The organism is Kitasatospora sp. NPDC059673 (assembly GCF_042734215.1).
Taxonomy (GTDB): domain Bacteria; phylum Actinomycetota; class Actinomycetes; order Streptomycetales; family Streptomycetaceae; genus Kitasatospora.
Window position 1 is genome coordinate 225,427 of sequence record NZ_JBHWEN010000004.1, and the last position, 24,521, is coordinate 249,947.

Consider the following 24,521-nt stretch of genomic DNA (forward strand, 5'->3'; position numbering starts at 1 on the left):
AAGCCGGGACGGTCGACGAGCCGCTGCCGGAGTGGACGTCCGTGCTGCAAGGTCAATTGTGCCCACTCCCGGCACCCTGGTACGACCGCTGAGAGTGCCGGGAGGTTGCCCACTCGTCCACTTCCGGGCGAACGGCAGACGAATGGGCCGGAATCGGGGGTGTGCCCCGACTCCGGCCCACCGTAGGCGGACTGGGTCGCCGACAGATCGTCAGCACTCCGGGTGACGTGCCGTCAACCCGCGATCGGCGTTCCGGTCAGCGGCCGAGCCGCCGGCGGACCATTCCGGTGAGCGCGTTGAGCTCCTCGATGCGCATCCGGCGGGCCAGCAGCAGGAACACCGCGATCTGGACGACGGCCGCCGCCAGCAGCGTCAGTACGTTGCCGAGCCAGCCGTCCAGCATCCGCAGCGCGAACAGCTCGATCACCAGGCCGACCACGGCGGCGGGCAGCGAGGCGATCGCCAGCCGGACGTAGGTCTTGGTGATCCGGGCGGTGTCCAGGCCGCCGATCCGCGCCTTCAGCTTCGGCACCGCGACGAACACGCCCACCGCGTAGGACAGGCCGTAGCCCAGTGCCATGCCGGTCACCGCCCACTGCGCGGGCAGCAGCAGCCAGCACAGCAGTGCGGTGCCGGCCTGGGTGAGCGCCACCCAGACGGTGTTGGAGAACGGGGTGCGGGTGTCCTCGTAGGCGTAGAAGCCGCGCAGCAGTACGTACTGCACCGAGTACGGGATCAGGCCGAGAGCGAAGGCGGAGAGCATGTAGCCGACCGCGGTGGCGCCGTGCGCGGCCGCGCCGCCGTTGCCCAGGCCGTAGATCGAGGAGCCGATCACCGGGCCCAGCGACAGGAACAGGAACGCCGCCGGGACGATCGCCACCGCCGAGGTGCGCAGGCCGTAGGAGAGGTCGTCGCGGACCGCCCCGGCGTCCTGGTCGGCGGCCGCCCGGGACAGCCGGGGGAGCACCGCGCTCATCACCGACACGGTGATCACCGCCATCGGCAGCTGCCAGATCAGCAGCGCGTTGGAGTACGCGGCCAGGCCGACGCCGAGGTGGCCGTCGTGCTCGGCGGCCTTGCCGGACGCGGTGGCCAGCTGCGTCACCACCAGGAAGCCCGCCTGATTGGCCAGCACGAACAGGAACGTCCACTTGGCCAGCCGGGCCGCCTTGCCCAGGCCGTGCCCGCGCCAGTCGAAGCGCGACCGGAACGCGAAGCCCGCCGACCGCAGGTACGGGATCATCGACAGCGCCTGCACCGCCAGGCCCAGCATGGTGCCGATGCCGAGCAGCCGGACGCCCTCGGGGGAGATGGTCTGCGGGGTGGTCCCGGTGTGCTGGAAGGTGCCGTACACGCCGATGTACATCGCGAAGGTGAAGATCACCACGAGGTTGTTCAGGACCGGCGTCCACATCATCGCCCCGAACCGGCCGCGGGCGTTGAGGATCTGGCCCATCACCACGTGCACGCCCATGAAGAAGATGGTCGGCAGGCAGTACCGGGCCAGCGCGACCGTGGTGTCGGCGCTCTGCTGGTCCCGCATCAGCGCGTGCGAGATCAGCTGCACCAGCACCGGCGCGGCCAGCACCGCCACGAACACCACGCCCGCCAGGCCGGTCACCACCAGGGTGAGCAGCCGGTTCGCGTAGGCGGTGCCGCCGTCCTCGTCGTTCTTCATGCTGCGCACCAGCTGCGGGACGAACACCGCGTTCAGCGCGCCGCCGCCGATCAGGATGTACAGCAGGGTGGGCAGCGTGTTGGCGGCGTTGTACGAGTCGCCCATCGAGGCCACGCCGATCGCGGCGGCGATCACCATGGTGCGCAGGAAGCCGGTGCCGCGGGAGACCAGGGTGCCGGCCGCCATGATGGCGCTGGAGTTCAGCAGGCCGGCGACCTTGCCGCCGCCACCCCCGGCCGGGACGGCGGGCTCGGGCGGAGCGGTCGGGGCGGGCGGCGCGGTCGGCTCGGGCGGCGCGGTGGCGGCGTTGGCCTCCAGCACCGCCGCGTCGGCCCGCATCACCGCCTCCTCCTCGGACAGCGGGGGGTCGAACTCGATCGGCGGCACGTACGGGTGGCGCTCGTCCGCCGCCGGGACCGGCTCGGCGCCGAAGGCCCGTGCGGGCTCCGGGGCGTCGGCGGGCTCGGGGTGTTCCGGCGCGTCGGTGTCCGCGGCCTTCGCCACGGCCTGATCCGGTGCCGTTGCCGGAGCAGCCTGCGCGCGTGCCTGTACGGGTGCCTGCGCGGATTCCTGTTCGGGGGCGGCCGGTTCTTGTTCGGGGGCCGACAGCAGGCTCTCCACGCCGACGTACTCGGTGGTCTCGGTGCCCCGGCGCGACCCGGCCGGCTCGGCGGCCTCCGCTGCCACCTCGGCGGCGATCGACGCCCAGCGCGGTGCCGGCGCGGTCAGCCGCAGGGCGGACTCGGACCCGCGGCTCGGCTGGCCGGGCACCGCCGCCGTGGTCTCCGGGGCGTCCTGGACGTCCGTGGTGTCCGGGACGGCCTCCGGCAGGTCGACCTCGCCGTACGGGTCCGTGCCCCCGTACGCCTCGGCGGCGTACGGGTCACGGGCGTAGGTGTCGGCGACGTACCAGTCGGCGGTGGGGTCGGCGGGGGCGGCGGCGGACCGTGGACCGCCCGCGCGGTCCTGGGGCCTACCTCCGCCCTGGTCCTGGGCTGCTCGCTCGCTCCGCTCGTTCATGCCACCAATCCACGTCAGAGAGGGGGGACGGGCGCCCGGGGGTGAGGCGCCTAGTGATCCACCTTCTCATCACCGGAGACCCGATCGCTGTCATCCCGGTCGGACGAGGGCTCCGCGTCGGTCGGCTTCCCCTCGGCGTCCGGCCGCACGTCCTCGTCGTCGTCGTCCTCGACGTCCGACAGCAGGCGCTCCGGGTCCTCGTCGATCTCGCCGGCCGCCTTGCGCTTCTTGCGCTGGAGGTAGAACCGCAGCCCGGCGAGGATCATCAGCGCGGTGCCGCCGGCGATCACGTACGTCACACCGCTGGCCACCGAGGTGACGTCGACGACGAACTCCACCGGTTCGCCGTAGCGCTGCGCGTTCGGGCCGGTGGTCCAGAGCTCCGCGTTCACCTTGACCTGGCCGTTGACCTGCGCCTCGGCGGGGAAGCGGAAGGTGCGGCTGGTGGTGGCGTCCAGCACCACGGGCTGGTTGTCGCCCACGAGGAGGCGGTTCTGCTGGGTCGAGTAGAGCCGCAGCTCCAGGTTGCCGACCGCCTGGGTGAGGTCGTTCTTGACGCTGATCAGCAGGGTCGCGTTGTCGCCCGGCAGCGTCACGGTGGTCTTCTTCGGCACCCGGACCGCCGACTTCAGGTTGTCCAGGTAGCGCTGCACGCCGGCCCGGTAGTCCACGCCGGCCTTCTGCTGGTCGCGCCAGCTGGTGGACATCGACCGCACCATGGCCGCGCTGAACGGGCCGCGCACCCGCTCCGGCTGGGTCAGGATCATCATCAGCTGGTCCACGCCGCCCTGGATGCCCATGGTGGCGTTCAGCTCGGCGGAGGACAGCTCGGCGCCGGTCGCGTCGCCCGGGTAGTCGTTCGGGACGTCGGTGTTGACGCCCGGGTCCGCGGGCATGTCGGCGATCTTCTGCAGGCTGGCCGGGGCCACCCAGCCGCCGTTGCCGGACGCCGCCTGCATCGAATCGCGCAGCGCCAGCGCGGTGCCGACGGTCAGCGAGCGGGACGGCAGCACCAGCACGCCGCGCGGGTGCTCCGGCTCCTGGTGGGCGATCGCCAGGGTCTCGGCCAGGAACCGCTGCTGGGCCGCGGTGCGGTCGTGGGCGGTGCCCAGGTCGCCCTGGAACAGCGAGGCCAGCACGGCGTCGGAGACCACCGCGGTCTGCCCGTTGCCGATCGGACGGGCCGCGCCCGGCGTGTAGGTCAGCTTGTCGGACTCCTGCATCGACGTGCCGTTGACCAGCAGCAGCCGGCCGCCCGCCGTGTTCGCCACCGCCGCTGTGCGCTGGTCCAGCAGGCCGCGGTACGGCCAGGCCACGTCCGAGTGGACATTCACCTGAAGCCGGGTCTCGGTGGTGACCTGACCGGCCGTCATCGCCTTGCGCAGCGCGTTGTCCATGCCGTTCAGCTTGGCGCCGTTGTGCGCGATCGACGCCAGGTCCGGGTCGGCGTACGGCAGCGACACCACCTCGGAGCCCTGCTTCGACACCGCCGTTTTCAGCTTCGCCAGCCAGGCCGTCGCCGCGTCGCGCCCGGTGCCCGGCACGGTGTTGTCCTCGCGCGCGGACTCGCCGGAGGTGCCGGGCTTCTGCACCCGGTACGGCTTGGTCATCGCGAACACGGTGTCCAGCAGGTCCGGGTCGATCGCCCAGGTCAGATTCGGCATCCTTTCGCCGATCTCGACCAGCTGGTTCAGCCGTCCGTCACCGGTCAGCTCGCCCACCAGGCTGTCGTCCCGCAGCACCGGCGTCTGGTCCTGGTCCGGCATGGTCTGCGCGACCAGGACCGGGGCGTGGGTCAGCGGCCACACCACCGCGACCTGCGAGGGCTTGGCGGTGGTCCGGCCCTGGACCGGCAGGTAGGTGCGGGCGATGCCCAGCGAGTGCGGCTTGTCGTCGCCGGTCCGGCCCCAGAGGTCCACCGCCAGCTCGTAGCTGCCGGTCTCCTTGGCGTTCAGCGCGGACACCGGCACCGGCAGGGTGAAGTCCTTGCTCTGCCCCGGGTCCAGGTCGCCGACGTCCTGCGCCGGGTTCTCCAACGGGGTGCCGTCCTTGGCGCTCGGCGAGCCCCAGGAGCCCATCATGTCGATGTCGCTGCGGGTCGCCAGCATCGGCTTGCCCGGGTTCGGCACCCGGACCATGACCTTCGGCGACTTCAGCTTCTCCGAACCGGAGTTGGTGACCTTGCCGGTGATCGTCACGGTGTCGTTCTCGTGCGCGACCTGCGGCGCCCCGGTGCCGACCTGCACCGTGTCGATCTGCACCGCCGCCGGGTACTCGCCCGAGGCAGTCACCAGAGTGCCGGGCCCGGCCGCCGCCGGAGCGGCCGCCACGGCCCCGACCAGCCCGCCTGCCAGCAGGGCGGCGGTGCTCCTGGCCAGCCGGCCCGTCCACCGTCCGCGGCGCCCGGCCCCTGCCGCGCCCCGCCCGGTCCGCTCGTCCACGCGCGTCCTCGCCGTTCCTGATCGTCTCGATCGACCCACGCACCGACGCGGCCCCGCCCGACCCCGGCGGTCTCCGACAAGGAGCGTTCACCCGGCATGGTAACGACGCTGTGCGGCCCACAGTGTTGCGGGCCGGAAGCTGGCCGGAGCGGCGGGGCGGAGGAAACGGGAGGGCGACGGGGCAGGGCGGGCACGTACCCTTGTGAGCCGTGTCCACTGCCAATGCGTCCAGCACCAATCATTCCAGCTCCGCCGACCGGGTCGCCCTGCCGGGCCTGACCGAGGCGCAGACCCTCGGCCTGCAGGAACTGCTTCGGGTCTCCCCGGTCGCCGACGAGATCGCCCGCCGGTTCCAGGAGGCCGGCCACCGGCTCTCGCTGGTCGGCGGCTCGGTCCGGGACGCCCTGCTCGGCCGGCTGGGCAACGACCTCGACTTCACCACCGACGCCCGCCCCCAGCAGATCCTCAAGCTGGTCAAGGGCTGGGCCGACGCGGTCTGGGACGTCGGCATCGCCTTCGGCACCGTCGGCGCGCGCAAGGACACCGCCGAGGGCTCGTTCCTGATCGAGATCACCACCTACCGCAGCGAGGCCTACGACCGCAGCTCCCGCAAGCCCGAGGTCAGCTACGGCGACTCGATCGAGCAGGACCTGGTCCGCCGCGACTTCACCGTCAACGCGATGGCCGTCGACCTGCCCGGCCGCGGCTTCGTCGACCCGCACCACGGCCTGGACGACCTGGAGGCCCGGGTGCTGCGCACCCCCGCCACCCCCGAGGAGTCCTTCTCCGACGACCCGCTGCGGATGATGCGGGCCGCCCGCTTCGCCGCCCAGCTCGACTTCGAGCCGGCGCCCGAGGTGGTCGCCGCGATGACCGCGATGGCCGAGCGGATCACCATCGTCTCCGCCGAACGCGTCCAGGCCGAGCTCAACAAGCTGCTGCTCTCCGAGCACCCGGTCAAGGGCCTGCGCCTGCTGGTCGACACCGGCCTCGCCGAGTTCGTGCTGCCCGAGCTCCCGGCACTGCGCCTGGAGAGCGACGAGCACCACCGCCACAAGGACGTCTACGAACACTCGCTGACGGTCCTGGAGCAGGCCATCGCGCTGGAGACCGACGGCCCCGACCTGGTGCTGCGCCTCGCCGCGCTGCTGCACGACATCGGCAAGCCGCGCACCCGCCGCTTCGAGTCCGACGGCGGGGTCTCCTTCCACCACCACGAGGTGGTCGGCGCGAAGATGACCCGCAAGCGGATGCGCGAGCTCAAGTACTCGAACGAGCTGATCGGCGAGGTCTCCCGGCTGGTCGAGCTGCACCTGCGCTTCCACGGCTACGGCGGCGGCGAGTGGACCGACTCCGCGGTGCGCCGCTACGTCACCGACGCCGGCCCGCTGCTGGAGCGCCTGCACAAGCTGACCCGCTCCGACTGCACCACCCGCAACAAGCGCAAGGCCGCCGCGCTGGCCCGCACCTACGACTCGCTGGAGGAGCGGATCGCCGCCCTCAAGGCGCAGGAGCAGCTGGACGCGATCCGGCCCGCGCTGGACGGCAACGAGATCATGCAGCTGCTCGCCCTGCGCCCCGGCCCCGCGGTCGGCCGCGCCTACAAGCACCTGCTCGAACTGCGCCTGGAGCACGGCCCGATGGAGCACGAGGCGGCGGTGGCCGCGCTGCACGAGTGGTGGGCGGCGCAGCCGAAGGACTGACGCCCGCTCAGCCGATCTGGCCGGGTTTGCCGGGGGTCTGACCGTTCATCGGGGACAGGCACAGCTTGTTCTTCTGCGTGTGCCCGCTCCGGCGGTACCGGGCGTGGTAGGTGTCGGTGGCCCCCGGCGTCTTGCTGCAGCTCGCGGTCACCAGGTTGTCGGTGCTGTACTTCTGCAGCACGTGCCACCGGGCGTCCGCCGAGGTGCAGGCCACCACCTTGTGCTTGCTGTCCAGGCAGTCGCCGACCCGGGGCACCTTGTCCTGGGTGAGCCAGATGGCGAGCACGCCGAGGACGGCCAGCACCGCGAGTCCGATGAACCCGCGGAACAGGCAGCTGCCCCGGCGTTTGTCCTTCTCGGTGATGACCAGCTCGGGCGCCTGCCCCCAGGCGGGCATCCCCTGACCCGACGCGTCCCCGCCCGTGGGCGGCTGCTGGCCGTAGGCGGGCGGCTGTTGCCCGTAGGCCGGCGGTTGTCCGTACGCAGGGGGCTGCCCGTACGCGGGCGGCTGTCCGTAGCCGGACGGCTGGCCGTACGCGGGCGGTTGCTGGCCGGGCTGCTGGCCGTACGGGGCGGGCTGGCCGTACGGGCCTGGCTGACCGTACGGGCCGGGCGGCGGCGGTGTGCTCATCTGTTTCTTCCCCCCAGGACGACGAAGGCGTGCCGTGCGCCCACGACCCTAGCGGCAGAAACCCCGTCAGGAGCGGCGCGCGGCACGGAAGTACAGCACCGCGCCGAGCGCGTAGAGCACCGAGAGGCCCAGCACCACCGGCACCGAGCGGCCGTTCAGCGGCAGCACCAGGGCGGTCACCCCGGCCGCCGCGACGAACGAGACGTTGACCAGCACGTCGTAGATGGCGAACACCCGGCCGCGGTACTCGTCCTCCACCGACTCCTGCACCAGGGTGTCCGCGCAGATCTTGGTGCCCTGGGTGACCACGCCCAGCAGCAGCGCCGCGGCCATCGCCGGGACCTCCTGGAACGTGAGCCCGAGCGCGGGGACGAACACCGCGGCGCTCGCCAGACAGATCGTCATCCAGCCGATCAGGCCGAGCCGCCGGGTGCACCAGGGGCTGATCAGCGCCGCCACGAAGAAGCCCAGCGCGGAGAGGATCACCGCCCGGCCCAGGCTGGACAGGCCGCCCGCGGTGTCCTCCGCGCTGTTGAAGGTGTACCGGGAGAGCATCAGCACCACCACGATCAGCACCCCGTAGCAGAACCGTGCCAGGGTCACCGCGGCCAGCGCCTGCACGGCCGGGCGGCAGTCCCGCACCAGGTGCCGCAGGCCCGCCAGCAGGTCGTGCCAGGAGGTGGACAACGCCTCTCGCAGGGAGGGGAGTGCACCGTCCACCTCGGGGCCGAGCGCGTCCGGGGCGATCCGGCGGGCGGCCAGCGCGGCCGACAGGTAGAGCAGCGCCGCCAGCGTCACCAGGACGGCGTCCGCGTGCCGTCCGGGCGGCATCACCTGGTGCACCAGGAAGCCGACGATGCCGCCGGAGGCCGCCGCCACCGTGCCCAGGGTGGGCGAGAGGGCGTTCGCGGTGACCAGGTCCGAGGTCGCCACCACCCGGGGCAGCGCGGCGGACAGGCCGGCCAGGATGAACCGGTTGAGCGCCGTCACCAGCAGCGCCGCCGCGAAGAACATCCAGTCCGGGGCCCGTCCGAGCAGCAGTGCCGCCGTCACCAGGCCCAGTCCGAAGCGGGCCAGATTGCCCATCAGCAACACCTGCCGGCGCCGCCAGCGGTCCAGCAGCACCCCGGCGAACGGTCCGATCACCGAGAACGGCAACAGCATCACGGCCAGCACCGCGGCGATGTCGGCGGGGGAGGACTGGTGTTCGGGAGAGAAGATCACGTACGCGGCCAGCGAGACCTGGAAGACCCCGTCCGACAGCTGCGAGAGCAGGCGCACCGTCAGCAGGCGCCGGAAACCGGAGCCTTGCAGCAGGCCGCGCAGGGTGGCCTCCCGCGGGGGCCGTTCGGTGATCACCCGCCAAGGGTGCCACGAGGCCGACGGTGTTTCACGTGAAACCTCTGCCAACTTCGCGCGGCGCGCGCCCCCCGTACGCCTCGCACCACCGCTGGCGCCACCATTCCGATGTGGTGGGGCACTTACGGGGGAAGAACCCTCTCAGAACGACGGGAGGCTCCCCATGCGAGACGAGTTCACTGCCCTGTTGCTCGGTCAGGTCGGCTACCACGAGGGCCGCGACTCTGACGGAACCTGGAACAACCGCCAGTGCTACAGCGAGGAAACCCCCGGCCTCGAATGGTCCGACGGTCAGCCCTGGTGCGCGACCTTCGAGGCCTGGGCCGCCCACCGCACCGGCATGGACAACCTCTGGCCAATGACGGCCTCCTGCCTCGAAGCCGTCGCCTGGTGGCGCCACCAGAACCGCTGGACCCCGTACCCCGTCCTCGGCGGCCCCTTCTACCTCGGCCCCAACGGCGGCGACCACACCGGAGTCGTCTACGCCTACGACGCCGACACCATCTACACGGTGGAGGGAAATACCAACAGCTCCGGCTCCACCGAGGGCGACGGGGTCTACCGGAAGTCCCGGGCGCGGCGCGGGCCCGGGTCGCCGTACGGGTACGGGGTGCCGGCGTTTCCGGAGGGCACGGTGTCGGCGGATCCGGCGCTCGGGGGAGTTCCGGCGGCGCGGGTGTCCGGGCCGGGGTCCGGCTCCGGGGCGCCGCCGTGGCCGGGCCGCTACCTGAAACTCCAGTCGCCGATGATGCACGGGGACGACGTGCTGACGTGGCAACGGCGGCTGGCCTGGCGCACCTGGCAGATCACCGCGGACGGCTGGTACGGGCCCGCCTCGGCGCGCATCTGCCGGGCCTTCCAGCAGCGCCACGGGCTGACGGTGGACGGCATCGTCGGGCCGGTCACCTGGAACGCGGCCTGGTCCTGACACGCCGGAGGGCCGCCCCGCGAAACACGGGACGGCCCTCCGCTCAGGCTTGACGAAACGTCAATGCTGAAAGCTCAGCGCTCAGCGCTCACCCTTCACAGCGAGCAGGCTTCGCTGGCGCTCAGCGCTCGACCTCGCCGCGGATGAACTTCTCGACGTTCTCCTTGGCCTCGTCGTCGAAGTACTGAACCGGCGGGGACTTCATGAAGTAGGAGGACGCGGAGAGGATCGGGCCGCCGATGCCGCGGTCCTTGGCGATCTTCGCGGCGCGCACGGCGTCGATGATGACACCGGCCGAGTTCGGGGAGTCCCAGACCTCGAGCTTGTACTCCAGGTTCAGCGGGACGTCGCCGAACGCGCGGCCCTCGAGGCGGACGTACGCCCACTTGCGGTCGTCGAGCCACGCGACGTAGTCGGACGGGCCGATGTGGACGTTCTTGGCGCCCAGCTCACGGTCGCGGATCTGCGAGGTGACGGCCTGGGTCTTGGAGATCTTCTTGGACTCCAGGCGCTCGCGCTCGAGCATGTTCTTGAAGTCCATGTTGCCGCCGACGTTCAGCTGCATGGTGCGCTCGAGGATGACACCGCGGTCCTCGAACAGCTTCGCCATCACGCGGTGCGTGATGGTCGCGCCGACCTGGGACTTGATGTCGTCGCCGACGATCGGGACACCGGCCTCGGTGAACTTGTCGGCCCACTCCTTGGTGCCGGCGATGAACACCGGGAGGGCGTTCACGAAGGCGACCTTGGCGTCGATGGCGCACTGGGCGTAGAACTTGGCGGCGTTCTCGGAGCCCACCGGCAGGTAGCAGACCAGGACGTCGACCTGGCGGTCCTTGAGGACCTGGACGACGTCGACCGGAGCCTCGTCGGACTCCTCGATGGTCTCGCGGTAGTACTTGCCCAGGCCGTCGAGGGTGTGGCCACGCTGGACGGTGACGCCGGTCGGCGGCACGTCGCAGATCTTGATGGTGTTGTTCTCGCTGTTGCCGATGGCGTCGGCCAGGTCGAAGCCGACCTTCTTGGCGTCCACGTCGAAGGCGGCGACGAAGTCGACGTCCTTCACGTGGTAGTCGCCGAACTGGACGTGCATCAGGCCGGGGACCTTACCGGCCGGGTCGGCGTCCTTGTAGTACTCGACACCCTGCACCAGCGAGGCGGCGCAGTTGCCCACGCCGACGATGGCTACGCGAACCGAACCCATTCCGGTTGCTCCCTGAATCTCATGAGGGTCGCCGTGGTGTGGCGGCACCTCGTTCCACATCTGTTCTGACTGTCTGACGGGCGCGCGGGGCGCCCACGCCTCGCCGCGGGCGGCAAGGCCGGCGCGGTGTTGCACAGCGCTCCGGTCAGGAGCGCCCCGGGCGGTCGTACGGTGGCCCGGGCGGGTCCGAGGACCCGGCGGCCGGGCCACGGCCGTCCGAAGTTTGCGGGGACGCGGAGTTGCGTCCGTTTCTGGTGGCCCGCTCGGTCTCGATCAGCTCGTTGAGCCAGCGGACCTCGCGTTCCACGGACTCCAGGCCGTGGCGCTGGAGTTCGAGGGTGTAGTCGTCGAAGCGTTCGCGGGTGCGCGCGATCGAGCTGCGCATCCGCTCCAGCCGTTCCTCCAGCCGGCTGCGGCGGCCTTCCAGCACGCGCATCCGGACCGCCCGGTCGGTCTGGCCGAAGAAGGCGAAGCGCACGCCGAAGTGCTCGTCCTCCCAGGCGTCCGGCCCGGACTCGGCGAGCAGCTCCTCGAAGCGCTGCTTGCCCTCGGCGGAGAGCCGGTAGACGATCTTCGACCGCTTGCCGTTGAGCGCGGTGGCCGGGACGTACTCGACGTCCGGGTTGTCCTCGACCAGAAAACCCTGGGCGACCAGGCTCTTCAGGCAGGGGTAGAGCGTTCCGTAGGAGAAGGCCCGGAACGAGCCCAGCAGGACGTTGAGCCGCTTGCGCAGTTCGTAGCCGTGCATCGGGGCGTCGTGGAGCAGGCCGAGGACGGCGAATTCGAGGACGCCGGAGCGTCGGCTCATACCGCCTTCCTCCTTCCGTCGCGGGGTCCTGCTCTTCGGATGCCGGGCCGGCCCGCAAGGTATGCCGGACCGATGTGTCGCGCCGATGTATCGGCTCGATATATCGGCAACAGTAACCCTGGGTCACGAAAGGAGCAAGGGGGGCACGCGTAACCGCGATCACAAGGCCTCTGGGCAACGGGCATGTAATGAATCGCGGCCGGTTCGTCCTGGTTGGCTTCCAATGCCCGATTGGAGACCTTTCGGGGACCCGTACTCTGTCGCCTGGTGCACCCTGACCGAGAGGCTGCGGAGAGATGAGCGAACACCGGCGTAGGTCGGCCAACCCCGGGGGCGAAGAGCCGCCCTCCAGGCGGGCGTCCGCCGGGCGTCCGTATGCCTACGGCAGCCCGGTCGAGGGCGCACCCGATTACGCGCACGAGCAGGGCGGGCCGGCGTCCGGTCCCGGCCGTCCCGGTCCGGGGGCCGGCCCCGGTGGCCGCCGCCCGGTACGGGAGACGGCCCAGCAGCCCCGGATGACCCGGGCGGAGATGCGCAAGCAGGGCCGCAAGGGCAGCGGTGGCGGCGGTTCGGAAGGCCCGCCGAACGGCCGGAACGCCGGTCGCAACGGCAAGCCGGGCAAGAAGCGGCTGATCGACTACCCGCGCTTCGGCAAGTCCGGCTTCAAGCGGTGGATGCCGTCCTGGAAGCAGGTGCTGAGCCTGTTCCTGATCTTCTTCGGCGGCGGTGTGGCCGCGATAGGCGTGGCGTTCGCCGTGATCCCGGTGCCGAACGCGAAGGACTCCATCAAGCTCCAGAACAACATCTACTACTGGGCCAACGGCGACGAGATGGTCCGCAAGGGCGACACCAACAAGCAGTGGGCGGAGCTCTCGGAGATCAGCCGCCCGGCCCAGGACGCGGCGATCGCGGCCGAGAACGAGACCTTCCGTACCGACAGCGGCATCGACCCCAAGGGCATCGCCCGCGCCGTCTACAAGATGGCGACCGGCGGTGAGACCCAGGGCGGTTCGACCATCACGCAGCAGTACGTGAAGAACGTCTACCTGTCGCAGGAGCAGACGCTCAGCCGCAAGGCCAAGGAATTCGTCATCGCGTTGAAGATCGCGGACGACAAGGACGGGATCCTCACCGGCTACCTGAACACCAGCTGGTACGGCCGTGGCGCGACCGGCATCCAGGCCGCCTCGCAGGCCTACTACGGGGTGGACGCCAGCAAGGTGGACATCTGTCAGGGTGCCATGCTGGCGGGCCTGTTGAAGGGGGCGGCGTTGTACGACCCGACCCTGAACCAGGGCAACCGCGACCGCATGCAGGAGCGCTGGAACTACGTCCTGGACCGGATGCAGGCCACCAAGGCGATCACGGCCGAGGAGCGCGCCAAGTGCGGGCCGAAGTTCCCCGAGCCGATCGAGGTCAAGGCCCCGGCCAACATGAACGGCGAGATCTACTACCTGGTGGAGACCGTCAACAACTTCATCACGGCCAAGGACAAGACCATCGACGGGGCCAAGCTGGCCCGTGGCGGCTACCAGATCTACACCACCTTCGAGAAGGACAAGGTGGACGCTCTGAAGACGGCCGTGGACCAGGTCAAGTCCGAGTCCCTGGAGCCCAACAGGCGCGAGGCGGACAAGTTCGTCCAGGTCGGCGCCGCCTCGGTGCGGCCCAACGACGGTGCGATCGTGGCGCTCTACGGCGGCGACGGCATCGAGAACGGCCACTACAGCAACAACGCGGACTCCAAGGTCCCGGTCGGCTCGACCTTCAAGCCGTTCGTGCTGGCCGCCGCGATGCAGTACGGCGTGCAGACCAAGAACGGCCCGACCCAGCTCAACCAGGACTCGCTGTACCTGGCGGACAACCTCTCGCCGATCTACCGGGACGGCAAGCCGCTGATGGGCGACGACGGCAAGCCCTACAAGCAGCGCAACGACAGCCCGAGCAAGCCCGGCTACGTCACGCTGAAGAGGGCCATGCAGTCGTCGTACAACGTGCCGTTCGTGCAGCTCGGACAGGACGTGGGTGGCGCGAACGTGGAGAAGATGGTCAAGGAGCTGGGGATCCTGCCCGGCAGCCTGGAGCCGTCCTCGACCATCACCTTCCCGCTGGGCACCTCGCACCCGAGCTCGATCCGGATGGCCTCGGCCTACTCGGTGTTCGCGGCCCGCGGTCAGCAGACCGACCCCTACTCGGTGTCGAAGCTGCTCTACAACAACGTCGAGAATCCGGCCTTCGGCAAGCCCCAGCCCAAGAAGGTGCTGGAGCAGGCGGTCGCCGACAACATCACCGACGTGCTGGAGAACGTGGCCAAGAACGGCACCGGTACCAAGACCAACGCGCTCGGACGGCCGGTGGCCGGCAAGACCGGTACCACCGACGCCGGTACCTCGGCCTGGTGGGCGGGATACACCCCGGAGCTGTCCACCGCGATCGGCATGTGGCGCGAGGAGGCCGGCAACCCCAAGCTGCTCTCGCTGAACGGCACCGCGGGCCACGAGTCCGTGCACGGTGGTGACTTCCCGACCGAGATCTTCACCCGCTACATGAAGATCGTGCTGAAGGACAAGCCGGTGCAGGACTTCCCGAACCCGGCGCCGTGGGGCCAGGAGGTCGACTCCTCGGGTGCCCCGGTCAGCCCGTCGGCCGGGAGTTCGACCTCGGCCTCCGCACCTGCCGAGCAGTCGAGCGCGCCGGCCGAGCCGACCACGTCGAAGTCGCCGGACGGGTCGCTGACGCCGTCGCCGAGCAACAGCTCGACCTGCCAGGGCAACAACTGCGGGCCGAGCAAGAGCCCGGGCCGGCCGAGCAAGAGCCCGAGCGAGAGCGCCAGCGGCAGCCCGAGTGCGCCGCCCGGCGGCGGCGGAGGCGCGGGCAACCTGCTGGGAATGATGGGCCAGTAGGGCGCAGCACCCGATACCCGGACAGAGGGGCACCGGATCGCGAACGGCGATCCCGTGCCCCTCTTCGGTTGCGGGCGAGGGTGCGGCAGTATGTCCGCCATGACGTCCAGCCTGCGCGACGAGACCTCAGCGCCCGGACCGGCTCCGGCCGAGGGGCCGCTGCCGAACACCGTGGTGGTGCCCGCGGACGAGGACCCGGTGGCGGAGGCCGGCAGCGAGTTGCTGGGTGGTCCGCCCGGACGCCGGGCGCTGCTCGGGGTGTCCTGGTGGACGCCGGCCAAGTTCCTGGCCGTGGCCGCGATCGTGGTCTTCGTGCTGGGCCTGTTCCAGAAGGCGTCCTGCTTCCAGGACGGCTGGTTCTTCGGCGCCACCAGCCAGTACACGCACGCCTGTTACAGCGACATCCCGCACCTGTTCTCGGCCCGCGGCTTCGCCGAGGGGAGCCGTCCGTACCTGGACCCGATCCCGCAGCCCTCGGCGGACATGCAGTACCTGGAGTACCCGGTGCTGACCGGTCTGTTCATCCAGGTCGCGGCCTGGCTGACCACCCACAACGGCGACATGATGAGCCGCGAGCAGTGGTTCTGGCTGGTCAACGCCGGAATGCTGATGATCTGCGCGGTGATCGCCGTGGTCGCGGTCTCCCGCACCCACCGCCGTCGCCCGTGGGACGCGCTGCTGTTCGCCCTCGCCCCGGCCCTGGCGCTGGACTCCACCATCAACTGGGACCTGCTCGCGGTGGCGCTGGCCGCCGTGGCGATGGCGTACTGGGCAGGGGCCCGGCCGGTGCTGGCGGGTGTGTTCATCGGCCTGGCCACGGCCGCCAAGCTCTACCCGGTGCTGCTGCTCGGGCCGCTGCTGGTGCTGTGCCTGCGGACCGGCAAGTGGCGGGACTTCGGGTTGGCGTTCGGTGGTGCGGCCGGCTCCTGGCTGATCGTCAACCTGCCGATCATGCTGGCCAACTGGAAGGGCTGGGCGACCTTCTACACCTTCAGTCAGGTCCGTGCCGAGGACTACGGCTCGTTCTGGCTGATCCTGATGCAGGCCGTCCGGGACGGGCAGCACCTGGAGACCCTGAACACCTGGATCGCGGTCCTGCTGGTGCTCAGCTGCCTGGCGATCGGCTGGTTGGCGATCAGCGCCCCGCGCCGTCCGCGCTTCGCCCAGCTGGCCTTCCTGGTGGTCGCCGCGTTCGTGCTGACCAACAAGGTGTACTCGCCGCAGTACGTGCTCTGGCTGACCCCGCTGGCCGTGCTGGCCCGGCCGCGCTGGCGGGACTTCCTGATCTGGCAGGCCTGCGAGGTGCTGTACTTCCTCGGCATCTGGTCGTACCTGGCGTACAACGGTGACGCCAAGCACCATGGCATCGACCTGCAGTGGTACCACTTCACGATCGCCCTGCACCTGATCGGCACCCTGTACATCTGCTACCTGGTGGTCCGCGACATCCTCCACCCGGACCGCGACCCGGTGCGCTGGGACGGAAGCGACGACCCGTCGGGCGGTGTGCTGGACGGCGCCCCGGACCGGTTCGTGCTCGGCAGTGCCCGCGGCCTGCGCGAGGAGGAGAGCTACTCCGACTACGCCCCGCAGGGCGAGGTCGACTGGCTGGTCAAGGCCGAGCCCGACCCGAGGTAGCCCGGCGAACGCCGGAAGCCCGCCCGCCTTCACGGCGAGCGGGCTTCCGGCGTTCCAGGGGCCTCAGCGTTCGACCACCCGGTCGAAGTGGGTGGTGGTGTGGCGGATCGTCAGCGGCAGCTCGTCGCCCACCGCCGGGGGCTTGAGTTCGCCGGGCAGGAACAGGATCGACACCTGCATGTGCGGCGGCTCGGCGAACCACAGCTGCTTGCCCTGCCAGGTGTACGGGGAGAGCGTCCGGTTCAAGGTGGCCAGACCGGCCCGGGCCAGGCCCTTGGCGCGGGGCAGTATCCCGTGCACGTACTTGGGGGCCTCCAGGCCGACGCCGTGCGCGGTGCCGCCGGTGACCACCAGCAGGTGGCCGTCGGACGGGGCCTTGTGCTGCCGGTAGCCGTAGCGCTCGCCGCGGCCGATCGGGGTGACGTCCAGGACGGTGGCCCGGGAGGACATCGCCTGTACGTCGCCGAGCCACAGCCGGGTGCCGATCCGGGAGCGGAACTCGGTGCCGGGGTGGCGTTCGGCCAGCCGCCGCACGTCCTTGGCGGCCAGGTGGCTGAGGTAGACGGTGCGGTCGGGGAGCCCGGCCGCACCGATCGCCCGGACCCAGTCGGCGACCTCGTCCACCGGGTCGGAGCCGTCCGGCCGGTCCAGCGGGAGGTGCAGTGCGAAGCCCTCCAGCTTCAGGTGGCCGACCGGCAGTTCGGCGAGGTCGCCGACCGGGATGCCGTGCCGCCGCATGCTGGTCATGCCCTCCACCACCACGCGGGTGCCGGCGGGCAGGGCGGCCAGCGCTTCGGCGTGCGCGACGGTCCGCACCACCCGGCCGGCGGGCAGTTCGACCTCGGGCTCGCCGACCCGGTACGGGGTGAGCACCAGCAGGTCACCGGGGAAGGCGTCGGCCATCTCCGCCGCCTCGTCCGCGGTGCCGACGGCCAGCAGGGGGCTGCCCAGCCGGGCGGCCTCCTCGGCGAGCCGCCGGTTGCCGAAGCCGTAGCCGTTGCCCTTGGCGACCGGGACCAGCCCGGGGAACTCGGCCAGCAGCCCGCGCTGGTGCGCCCGCCAGCGGCTGCCGTCCACGTACATCGTCAAGGTCATCGCGTTCTCCCCGTAAAGGTCATGTGTGCTCAGCGGCGCGACATGTAGAGGTCGAGTGCCTTGTGCAGCAGCTTGTTGAGCGGGTAGTCCCATTCGCCGAGGTACTCCGCGGCCTGTCCGCCGGTGCCGACCTTGAACTGGATCAGTCCGAACAGGTGATCGTCCTCGTCCAGGGTGTCGCTGATGCCGCGCAGGTCGTAGACGCTCGCGCCGAGCGCGTAGGAGTCGCGGATCATCCGCCACTGGATGGCGTTGGACGGCTTCACCTCGCGCTTGTGGTTGGCGGAGGCGCCGTAGGAGTACCAGACGTGCTCGCCGACGGTGAGCATGGTGGTGGCGGCCAGCGCCTCGCCCTCGTGGTAGGCGATGTAGAGCCGCATCCGGTTGGGGTCCTCGGCGGTGAGCGCCTTCCACATCCGCTGGAAGTAGGACAGCGGGCGGGGGGTGAAGTGGTCGCGTTCGGCGGTGATCACGTACAGCTTGTGGAAGACCGCGAGGTCCTCGTAGCTGCCCTGGACCACCTCGACGCCGGTCTTCTCGGCCTTCTTGATGTTGCGCCGCCACAGCTGGTTGAAGCCGCGCTGGACGTCGTCCAGCGAGCGGTTGGCCAGCGGCACCTGGAAGACGTAGCGGGGCTGGACGTCGCCGAAGCCGGCGCCGCCGTCCTCGCCCTGCAGCCAGCCGGAGCGGCGCAGGCGTTCGGCGGTCTCCAGGGCGCGCGGCTCGGACCAGTCCGGTTCGACGTCGCGCAGCCGCTTGGCCTCCTTGGAGGCGATCGCCTCCTTGAGGGTGGCGGCCTCCCAGCGGCGGACCACCACCGGAGGGCCCATCTTCACCGAGAACGCGCCCTGCGACTTCAGGTGCGCCAGCATCGGCTTCAGCCAGCGGTCCAGGTCCGGGTCGAACCAGTCGATGACCGGGCCCTCGGGCAGGTACGCCAGGTACCGCTTCACCTTGGGCAGCTGGCGGTAGAGCACCAGGCCGGCGCCGACCAGCTCGCCGGCCGCGTCGAACCAGCCGAGGCTCTCGGCGCGCCACTCCGCCTTGACGTCCGCCCAGGAGGGCACCTGCATGTGGCTGACAGAGGGCCTGCTCTGCACAAAGGCCAGGTGTTCCTCACGCGTGATCGTCCGCAGACGCAGGCTCATGCTCCGTGCTCCTCCTCGTCAGGCTTTCCAAAGGTGACCCTATCGCCCGAATGGTCCGATTCGGGTGGGAAGTGGTCCGACATGGTTGCGCCCCCCCGTTCGCACCTGCTTGGCACAGGTACTACGCGGGGAGGGCGGGGGAGGTTGCGCGATCTCTGCCAGGTTCACCCGGTGCCGCCGCGCACGGGCGTCACCACACGCCCCCGAAGAGTCCGCCGTGCGCCACGCCGAGGAACAGGCCGAACGCGGCGGCTCCGGTGCCGATCACCACCACGAAGCGCTCGGCGGTGGTGACGGACACGAACAGGCCGATCATTCCGGTGACGATCCCGGCCAGTCCGGCCCACGAACTGAGCAGGTGCAGGTTGTAGAAGAACGAGGTGACGAAGGCGACCGCGCCGAGCAGCAGCGTCACCCCCACCAGGATGTTCTCCCGCGGATGCGGGTTCCCGTCGGTGTTCAGGGTGAACTGCGGCCGGTGGACGTTCTGCGCCATAGGACCCACCTCCCGTGGTGGAGGGAACGTTCGTTCTGTCCAGATTGATACCGGTATGGTCGAAATGACAACCCCGGGATCCCGGTGTTTTGTCCGTCGGTCGGCTCACCCGGTAGGCTGGCCCCTCTGCACTGGTGTAGGGGCGTGTCCGCATGCCCTGGCCCACCGGTGCCGACGCGCACAACCCTCCTGCCACGGAGAGACCGTGGCCGTTGAGTCCAAAGGAGGTGGGTTACACATGCGTCACTACGAGGTGATGGTCATCCTCGACCCGTCGGTCGAGGAGCGCGCTGTCTCCCCCCTGATCGAGAACTTCCTCAACGTCGTCCGCACCGGCGGCGGCAAGGTTGAGAAGATCGACACCTGGGGCCGTCGTCGCCTGGCGTACGAGATCAACAAGCAGTCCGAGGGCATCTACTCGGTCATCGACCTCAAGGCCACGCCCGAGGTCGTCAAGGAGCTCGACCGCCAGCTCAGCCTGAGCGAGTCGGTTCTGCGGACCAAGGTCCTGCGCCCGGACACCCACTGAGCCCACTTCCGGCATTGATGCCGGAGGGCTCGCGTCCGGTGTTCCACGTGGAACACCGCTGACGAGCACCGCAGAACTTCTTTCCGAGAGGTCATCACCACATGGCAGGCGAGACCGTCATCACCCTCGTCGGCAACCTCGTCGACGACCCCGAGCTGCGTTTCACTCCGTCGGGCGCCGCGGTGGCCAAGTTCCGCATCGCGTCCACCCCGCGCACCTTCGACCGTCAGACGAACGAGTGGAAGGACGGCGAGAGCCTCTTCCTCACGTGCAACGTCTGGCGTCAGCCGGCGGAGAACGTGGCCGAGTCGCTGCAGCGCGGCATGCGCGTCATCGTGCAGGGCCGACTGCGCCAGCGGTCTTACGAGACCAAGGAAGGCGAGAAGCGGACGGTCTTCGAGGTCGAGGTCGATGAGGTCGGCCCGAGCCTGCGCTCGGCGACCGCCAAGGTCACCCGCGCCAACCGCTCCGGCGGTCCCGGCGGCGGCGGTGGCTTCGGTGGCGGCGGCCAGCAGGGCGGCGGCGGGTACGGCGGCGGCAACCAGGGTGGCGGCGGCTGGGGTGGCAACTCCGGCGGCGGCAACCAGGGCCCGTCCGACGACCCGTGGGCGTCCAGCGCTCCCTCGTCCAACCAGGGCGGCGGCGGCTGGGGTGGCAACTCCGGCGGCGGCTACTCGGAAGAGCCCCCGTTCTAAGCGGTGCGGGCCGGACCCGTCGAGGGTCCGGCAACGCTGACAGATCTCGTACTTAACGGAGCACACAATGGCGAAGCCGCCTGCTCGCAAGCCCAAGAAGAAGGTTTGCGTCTTCTGCAAGGACAAGGCCACTTACGTGGACTACAAGGACACGAACCTGCTGCGGAAGTTCATTTCCGACCGCGGCAAGATCCGTGCCCGCCGGGTCACCGGCAACTGCACCCAGCACCAGCGTGACGTCGCCACGGCCGTGAAGAACAGCCGTGAGATGGCCCTGCTGCCCTACACCTCCACCACGCGCTAAGAGAGGGTGACCGAAGAATGAAGATCATCCTCACTCACGAGGTCCCCGGTCTCGGCAGCGCCGGCGAGGTCGTCGAGGTCAAGGACGGCTACGCCCGCAACTTCCTGGTCCCGCGTGGCTTCGCCATCCGCTGGACCAAGGGCGGTCAGAAGGACGTCGACGCCATCCGTCGCGCCCGGAAGATCCACGCCATCCAGACCCTCGAGGCCGCCAACGAGGTCAAGGCCAAGCTCGAGGGCCTGCAGGTCAAGCTGGCCGTTCGCTCCGGCGACGCCGGCCGCCTGTTCGGCTCGGTGACCCAGGCCGACGTCGTGGAGGCCATCAAGGCCGCCAACGGCCCGGCCGTGGACAAGCGCGCCGTCGCGATCGCCTCGCCGATCAAGACCGTGGGCACCCACAAGGTCTCGGTCAAGCTGCACTCGGACGTTCAGGCCAACCTCGACGTCGCCGTCGTCGCCGCCTGATTTCGGCCGCAGAGCTGACGAAGGGGCCGGACTCCACTCGGAGTCCGGCCCCTTCGCCGTGCGCCTAGGCCCGGACGGCGCCGGTCACCATCCAGCGGCCGGTGCGTATCCGGCCGGACAGGACCGCGGCCCGGCCCAGCATGAACAGGTTCATCGCCCACCACAGCCCGGCCAGGCCCAGGCCCAGCGCGGGTGCCGCGAGGGCGGCCGGGACGAACAGCAGCAGGGCGCCCAGCATCCCCCAGGCCAGGAAGCGGCCGTCGCCGGCGCCCATCAGCACACCGTCCAGCACGAAGACCACGCCGCCGATCGGCTGGGTCAGCGCCGCCAGCAGCAGCACGGTGGACAGCTGCGCCCGCACCGACGGGTCGTCGGTGAACAGCGGGATGTACAGCGGCCGGGCCAGCACCATCAGCAGGCCCAGCACCAGCCCGGCGCCGACACCCCACTCGATCATCCGGCGGGTCGCCGCCCGGGTGCCCGGCAGATCGCCGGCGCCCAGGTAGCGGCCGATGATGGCCTGCCCGGCGATCGCCACCGCGTCCAGCGCGAAGGCCATGAACGACCAGATGGTCATGGTGATCTGGTGGGCGGCGATCTCGGTGTTGCCGAGGTACGCGGCCACCGCGGTGGCCAGCAGCAGGGCGGCGCGCAGGCTCAGGGTGCGCACCATCAGCGGGCCGCCGGCCCGGGCGGAGGCCTTGATGCCGGCCAGGTCGGGCCGCAGCCCGGCACCCTCCCGGCGGGCGCCGCGGACCACCACGGCCACGTACACCGCGGCCATCGCGTTCTGCGCGATCACGGTGCCCCAGGCGGAGCCGGCCACCCCGAGACCGGCGCCGTACACCAGGCCCAGGTTGAGCAGCAGATTGGCGCCGAACCCGCCGATCGCGACCAGCAGCGGGGTGCGGGTGTCCTGGAACCCGCGCAGCACGCCGGTGGCGGCCAGCACCAGCAGCATCGCGGGCACGCCGAGGGCGCTGATCCGCAGGTAGGTGACGGCGTACGGGGTGGCGGTGGGGGAGGCCCCGAGCAGCTGGGCGGCCTGCGGAGCGAGCGCCAGGGTGAGCACGACCAGGCCGGCGGAGAGGATCAGGGCCAGCCAGATCCCGTCGATGCCCTGCTGGACGGCGGCCCGGCGGTCTCCGGCGCCGATCCGGCGGGCGACCGCGGCGGTGGTGGCGTAGGCGAGGAAGACGAAGATCCCGGCGGCGGTGGTGAGCGCGGCGGAGGCGATGCCCAGGCCGGCCAGCTGGGCGGTGCCGAGGTGGCCGACGATCGCGGAGTCGGCCATCAGGAAGAGCGGTTCCGCGACCAGCGCGCCGAAGGCCGGGACGGCCAGGGCGAGGATCTCGCGGTCGTGGCGGCGGTGTTCGGCCGCGGCAGCGGGGCGGGTGGGCGTGGCTGGCATGCCGTCCACCCTACTCATCCACAGGTAATGACCGCTAGTGGCTTTCGTCTCTTACCGAGCCTGTGGACGGACGGTGGATCGAACGACCGATCGAACGGCTGGGCGGTCTCGTCCCCGGCTGTGTGAAGAATTTCTCATGCACAGGCGGTGGAAGAGGTAATCGCAGGTCAGCGAGTTGACAGCAGAGCGATCGTGTGGTTATCCACAGCGGTGTCCACAGGGTTGTGCACAGCTTTCCGGGGTTTCTCCACAGGCTGCGGAGAGTTATCCACACGGCCTGTGGATAACCGTCTTGGAGGAACCGCCCGGCCCCCCGTACCGTGGCTCCGGACCAGACCCCGGTGGCCGCGCGACACCGCCCCGCACACAGCCGGAACTGTCGGCTCGGTGGCGTAAGAAAGACCGAGCGCCGGCACCGGACAGGCCCGCACCAACTCGCACCAACCGCTGATCGGGGAACACGCGTGACCGGCCCCCAGTACGACGACCACGACGTTCCTCCGCCCCCGGAGGACGACTGGCAGCCGTCCGACGACGCCTTCCCGCTCGACGCCTTCCCCGACGTCCCGGGCGACCGCCTCCCCGCCGCCCGCCGCTCGAACAACGCGGGGGGCAACGGCTCCGGCGGGGGCTTCCAGCGCCGTGACGGCGGCGGCAAGGGCGACCGCTTCCCCGGCAAGGGCGAGCGGCGCGACCGCGACGGCGAGAGCGGCCTCGGCGGCGCCGAGGGCTTCGAACGCGTCCCCCCGCAGGACCTGGCGGCCGAGCAGTCCGTGCTCGGCGGCATGCTGCTCTCCAAGGACGCCATCGCCGACGTCGTCGAGGTGCTCAAGCCCGCCGACTACTACCGGCCCGCCCACGAGCTGATCCACGGCGCGATCCTCGACCTCTATGCCCGCGGCGAGCCCGCCGACCCGATCACCGTGGCCGGCGAACTCACCAAGCGCGGCGAGCTGGTCCGCGTCGGCGGCGCCTCCTACCTGCACACCCTGGTCAACTCCGTCCCCACCGCGGCCAACGCCGAGTACTACGCCGAGATCGTCCACGAGCGCGCCGTCCTGCGCCGCCTGGTCGAGGCCGGCACCCGGATCGCCGGCATGGGCTACGCCGCCGAGGGCGACGTCGACGACATCGTCAATGCCGCCCAGGCCGAGATCTACGCCGTCACCGAGCAGCGCACCAACGAGGACTACGCCCCGCTCGCCGACATCATGGAGGGCGCCCTCGACGAGATCGAGGCCATCGGCTCCCGCTCCGGCCAGATGTCCGGCGTCCCCACCGGCTTCGCCGACTTCGACCAGCTCACCAACGGCCTCCACCCCGGCCAGATGATCGTCATCGCGGCCCGCCCGGCCATGGGTAAGTCCACCCTCGCGCTGGACTTCGCCCGCGCCTGCTCGATCCACAACAACCTGCCGAGCGTGATCTTCTCGCTCGAAATGGGCCGCAACGAGATCGCCATGCGCCTGCTGTCGGCGGAGGCACGGGTGGCCCTGCACCACATGCGGTCCGGCAATATGACGGACGACGACTGGACGCGGGTGGCGCGGCGGATGCCCGAGGTGAGTGCGGCGCCGTTGTACATCGACGACTCGCCGAACCTGTCGATGATGGAGATCCGGGCCAAGTGCCGGCGGCTGAAGCAGCGCAACGATCTGCGGCTGGTGGTCATCGACTATCTGCAGCTGATGCAGTCCGGCGGCTCGCGGCGGGCGGAGAGCCGGCAGCAGGAGGTCTCGGACATGTCCCGAAACCTGAAGCTGCTGGCGAAGGAGCTGGAGATCCCGGTGATCGCGCTGTCCCAGCTGAACCGTGGCCCGGAGCAGCGCACCGACAAGAAGCCGATGGTCTCCGACCTGCGCGAGTCCGGCTCGATCGAGCAGGACGCCGACATGGTCATCCTGCTGCACCGCGAGGACGCCTACGAGAAGGAGTCCCCGCGGGCCGGCGAGGCGGACCTGATCGTGGCGAAGCACCGTAATGGTCCGACCGCCACCATCACCGTCGCCTTCCAGGGTCACTACTCGCGCTTCGTGGACATGACCCGCGACGTGACCTGACGGCCA

19 protein-coding genes are annotated in these 24,521 nt (G+C 70.6%); 9 read left to right on the forward strand and 10 right to left on the reverse strand.

Translation table 11 applies throughout. From position 1 onward, the window contains the following. Nucleotides 1–256: 256 nt before the first annotated feature. Nucleotides 257–2,698, reverse strand: coding sequence for a murein biosynthesis integral membrane protein MurJ (gene murJ, locus ACFV18_RS07485; RefSeq protein ID WP_380480265.1), 2,442 nt, complete (start codon nt 2,696–2,698; stop codon nt 257–259). 50 nt (nt 2,699–2,748) lie between these two features. Beyond that, nucleotides 2,749–5,139, reverse strand: coding sequence for a DUF6049 family protein (locus ACFV18_RS07490; protein ID WP_380480267.1), 2,391 nt, complete (start codon nt 5,137–5,139; stop codon nt 2,749–2,751). A gap of 266 nt (nt 5,140–5,405) precedes the next feature. On the opposite strand from ACFV18_RS07490, the gene ACFV18_RS07495 reads away from it, so the two are divergent. Continuing rightward, complete coding sequence (locus ACFV18_RS07495; protein ID WP_380480414.1) at nt 5,406–6,842, forward strand: CCA tRNA nucleotidyltransferase; 1,437 nt, start codon at nt 5,406–5,408, stop codon at nt 6,840–6,842. Between the two features lie 7 nt (nt 6,843–6,849). On the opposite strand, the gene ACFV18_RS07500 is transcribed toward ACFV18_RS07495, so the two are convergent. Then, on the reverse strand, nt 6,850–7,473 hold the full coding sequence (locus ACFV18_RS07500) for a hypothetical protein (protein ID WP_380480269.1): 624 nt from the start codon (nt 7,471–7,473) through the stop codon (nt 6,850–6,852). A gap of 66 nt (nt 7,474–7,539) precedes the next feature. Further along, on the reverse strand, nt 7,540–8,832 hold the full coding sequence (locus ACFV18_RS07505; RefSeq protein ID WP_380480271.1) for an MFS transporter: 1,293 nt from the start codon (nt 8,830–8,832) through the stop codon (nt 7,540–7,542). 163 nt (nt 8,833–8,995) lie between these two features. On the opposite strand from ACFV18_RS07505, the gene ACFV18_RS07510 reads away from it, so the two are divergent. After that, nucleotides 8,996–9,760 (forward strand): peptidoglycan-binding protein, encoded by a 765-nt coding sequence (locus ACFV18_RS07510; protein WP_380480273.1) that lies wholly within the window; start codon nt 8,996–8,998, stop codon nt 9,758–9,760. A 121-nt stretch (nt 9,761–9,881) separates the two neighbouring features. On the opposite strand, the gene ACFV18_RS07515 is transcribed toward ACFV18_RS07510, so the two are convergent. Then, entirely contained in the window at nt 9,882–10,964 is a 1,083-nt protein-coding gene (locus ACFV18_RS07515; protein ID WP_380480274.1) for an inositol-3-phosphate synthase, read from the reverse strand. Nucleotides 10,965–11,109: 145 nt separating this feature from the next. Beyond that, nucleotides 11,110–11,772, reverse strand: a complete 663-nt coding sequence (locus tag ACFV18_RS07520; RefSeq protein WP_380480276.1) for a helix-turn-helix transcriptional regulator — start codon at nt 11,770–11,772, stop codon at nt 11,110–11,112. 515 nt (nt 11,773–12,287) lie between these two features. Between ACFV18_RS07520 and ACFV18_RS07525 the strand changes: the two genes are divergently transcribed. Together ACFV18_RS07525 and ACFV18_RS07530 are read left to right on the forward strand one after the other, a co-directional pair. Then, entirely contained in the window at nt 12,288–14,675 is a 2,388-nt protein-coding gene (locus tag ACFV18_RS07525) for a transglycosylase domain-containing protein (RefSeq protein ID WP_380480278.1), read from the forward strand. A 99-nt stretch (nt 14,676–14,774) separates the two neighbouring features. Then, nucleotides 14,775–16,313, forward strand: coding sequence for a glycosyltransferase family 87 protein (locus tag ACFV18_RS07530; RefSeq protein ID WP_380480279.1), 1,539 nt, complete (start codon nt 14,775–14,777; stop codon nt 16,311–16,313). Nucleotides 16,314–16,376: 63 nt separating this feature from the next. On the opposite strand, the gene ACFV18_RS07535 is transcribed toward ACFV18_RS07530, so the two are convergent. From ACFV18_RS07535 to ACFV18_RS07545, 3 genes are all read right to left on the reverse strand, one after another. Further along, complete coding sequence (locus ACFV18_RS07535) at nt 16,377–17,408, reverse strand: alanine racemase (protein ID WP_380480281.1); 1,032 nt, start codon at nt 17,406–17,408, stop codon at nt 16,377–16,379. Between the two features lie 29 nt (nt 17,409–17,437). Then, on the reverse strand, nt 17,438–18,556 hold the full coding sequence (locus ACFV18_RS07540) for a lipid II:glycine glycyltransferase FemX (RefSeq protein WP_380480283.1): 1,119 nt from the start codon (nt 18,554–18,556) through the stop codon (nt 17,438–17,440). A gap of 190 nt (nt 18,557–18,746) precedes the next feature. Further along, nucleotides 18,747–19,052 (reverse strand): hypothetical protein, encoded by a 306-nt coding sequence (locus ACFV18_RS07545; protein WP_380480285.1) that lies wholly within the window; start codon nt 19,050–19,052, stop codon nt 18,747–18,749. Nucleotides 19,053–19,290: 238 nt separating this feature from the next. Between ACFV18_RS07545 and rpsF the strand changes: the two genes are divergently transcribed. From rpsF to rplI, 4 genes are all read left to right on the forward strand, one after another. Continuing rightward, entirely contained in the window at nt 19,291–19,581 is a 291-nt protein-coding gene (rpsF, locus tag ACFV18_RS07550) for a 30S ribosomal protein S6 (RefSeq protein WP_030270167.1), read from the forward strand. Between the two features lie 101 nt (nt 19,582–19,682). Beyond that, complete coding sequence (locus ACFV18_RS07555) at nt 19,683–20,276, forward strand: single-stranded DNA-binding protein (RefSeq protein WP_380480287.1); 594 nt, start codon at nt 19,683–19,685, stop codon at nt 20,274–20,276. Between the two features lie 67 nt (nt 20,277–20,343). Continuing rightward, nucleotides 20,344–20,580, forward strand: coding sequence for a 30S ribosomal protein S18 (gene rpsR / locus ACFV18_RS07560; protein WP_030457605.1), 237 nt, complete (start codon nt 20,344–20,346; stop codon nt 20,578–20,580). A 17-nt stretch (nt 20,581–20,597) separates the two neighbouring features. Continuing rightward, entirely contained in the window at nt 20,598–21,044 is a 447-nt protein-coding gene (gene rplI / locus ACFV18_RS07565; protein WP_035864395.1) for a 50S ribosomal protein L9, read from the forward strand. Nucleotides 21,045–21,108: 64 nt separating this feature from the next. Here rplI and ACFV18_RS07570 read toward each other — a convergent pair whose 3' ends face one another. Then, nucleotides 21,109–22,455 carry an MATE family efflux transporter gene (locus ACFV18_RS07570; protein WP_380480289.1) on the reverse strand — a complete coding sequence of 449 codons (1,347 nt, stop codon included), beginning with the start codon at nt 22,453–22,455 and terminating at the stop codon, nt 21,109–21,111. A gap of 464 nt (nt 22,456–22,919) precedes the next feature. Between ACFV18_RS07570 and dnaB the strand changes: the two genes are divergently transcribed. Then, entirely contained in the window at nt 22,920–24,515 is a 1,596-nt protein-coding gene (dnaB, locus tag ACFV18_RS07575) for a replicative DNA helicase (RefSeq protein ID WP_380480291.1), read from the forward strand. Nucleotides 24,516–24,521 lie beyond the last annotated feature (6 nt).

Bases quoted from the DNA above. Each gene is read 5' to 3' on its own strand.
- ACFV18_RS07555 (WP_380480287.1), top strand. From the start codon at position 19,683: ATGGCAGGCGAGACCGTCATCACCCTCGTCGGCAACCTCGTCGACGAC.
- ACFV18_RS07520 (WP_380480276.1), bottom strand. From the start codon at position 11,772: ATGAGCCGACGCTCCGGCGTCCTCGAATTCGCCGTCCTCGGCCTGCTC.
- ACFV18_RS07500 (WP_380480269.1), bottom strand. From the start codon at position 7,473: ATGAGCACACCGCCGCCGCCCGGCCCGTACGGTCAGCCAGGCCCGTAC.
- ACFV18_RS07525 (WP_380480278.1), top strand. From the start codon at position 12,288: ATGACCCGGGCGGAGATGCGCAAGCAGGGCCGCAAGGGCAGCGGTGGC.
- ACFV18_RS07545 (WP_380480285.1), bottom strand. From the start codon at position 19,052: ATGGCGCAGAACGTCCACCGGCCGCAGTTCACCCTGAACACCGACGGG.
- rplI (WP_035864395.1), top strand. From the start codon at position 20,598: ATGAAGATCATCCTCACTCACGAGGTCCCCGGTCTCGGCAGCGCCGGC.
- ACFV18_RS07535 (WP_380480281.1), bottom strand. From the start codon at position 17,408: ATGACCTTGACGATGTACGTGGACGGCAGCCGCTGGCGGGCGCACCAG.
- ACFV18_RS07530 (WP_380480279.1), top strand. From the start codon at position 14,775: ATGACGTCCAGCCTGCGCGACGAGACCTCAGCGCCCGGACCGGCTCCG.
- ACFV18_RS07570 (WP_380480289.1), bottom strand. From the start codon at position 22,455: ATGCCAGCCACGCCCACCCGCCCCGCTGCCGCGGCCGAACACCGCCGC.
- ACFV18_RS07510 (WP_380480273.1), top strand. From the start codon at position 8,996: ATGCGAGACGAGTTCACTGCCCTGTTGCTCGGTCAGGTCGGCTACCAC.
- rpsR (WP_030457605.1), top strand. From the start codon at position 20,344: ATGGCGAAGCCGCCTGCTCGCAAGCCCAAGAAGAAGGTTTGCGTCTTC.
- ACFV18_RS07515 (WP_380480274.1), bottom strand. From the start codon at position 10,964: ATGGGTTCGGTTCGCGTAGCCATCGTCGGCGTGGGCAACTGCGCCGCC.
- murJ (WP_380480265.1), bottom strand. From the start codon at position 2,698: ATGAACGAGCGGAGCGAGCGAGCAGCCCAGGACCAGGGCGGAGGTAGG.
- rpsF (WP_030270167.1), top strand. From the start codon at position 19,291: ATGCGTCACTACGAGGTGATGGTCATCCTCGACCCGTCGGTCGAGGAG.
- ACFV18_RS07540 (WP_380480283.1), bottom strand. From the start codon at position 18,556: ATGAGCCTGCGTCTGCGGACGATCACGCGTGAGGAACACCTGGCCTTT.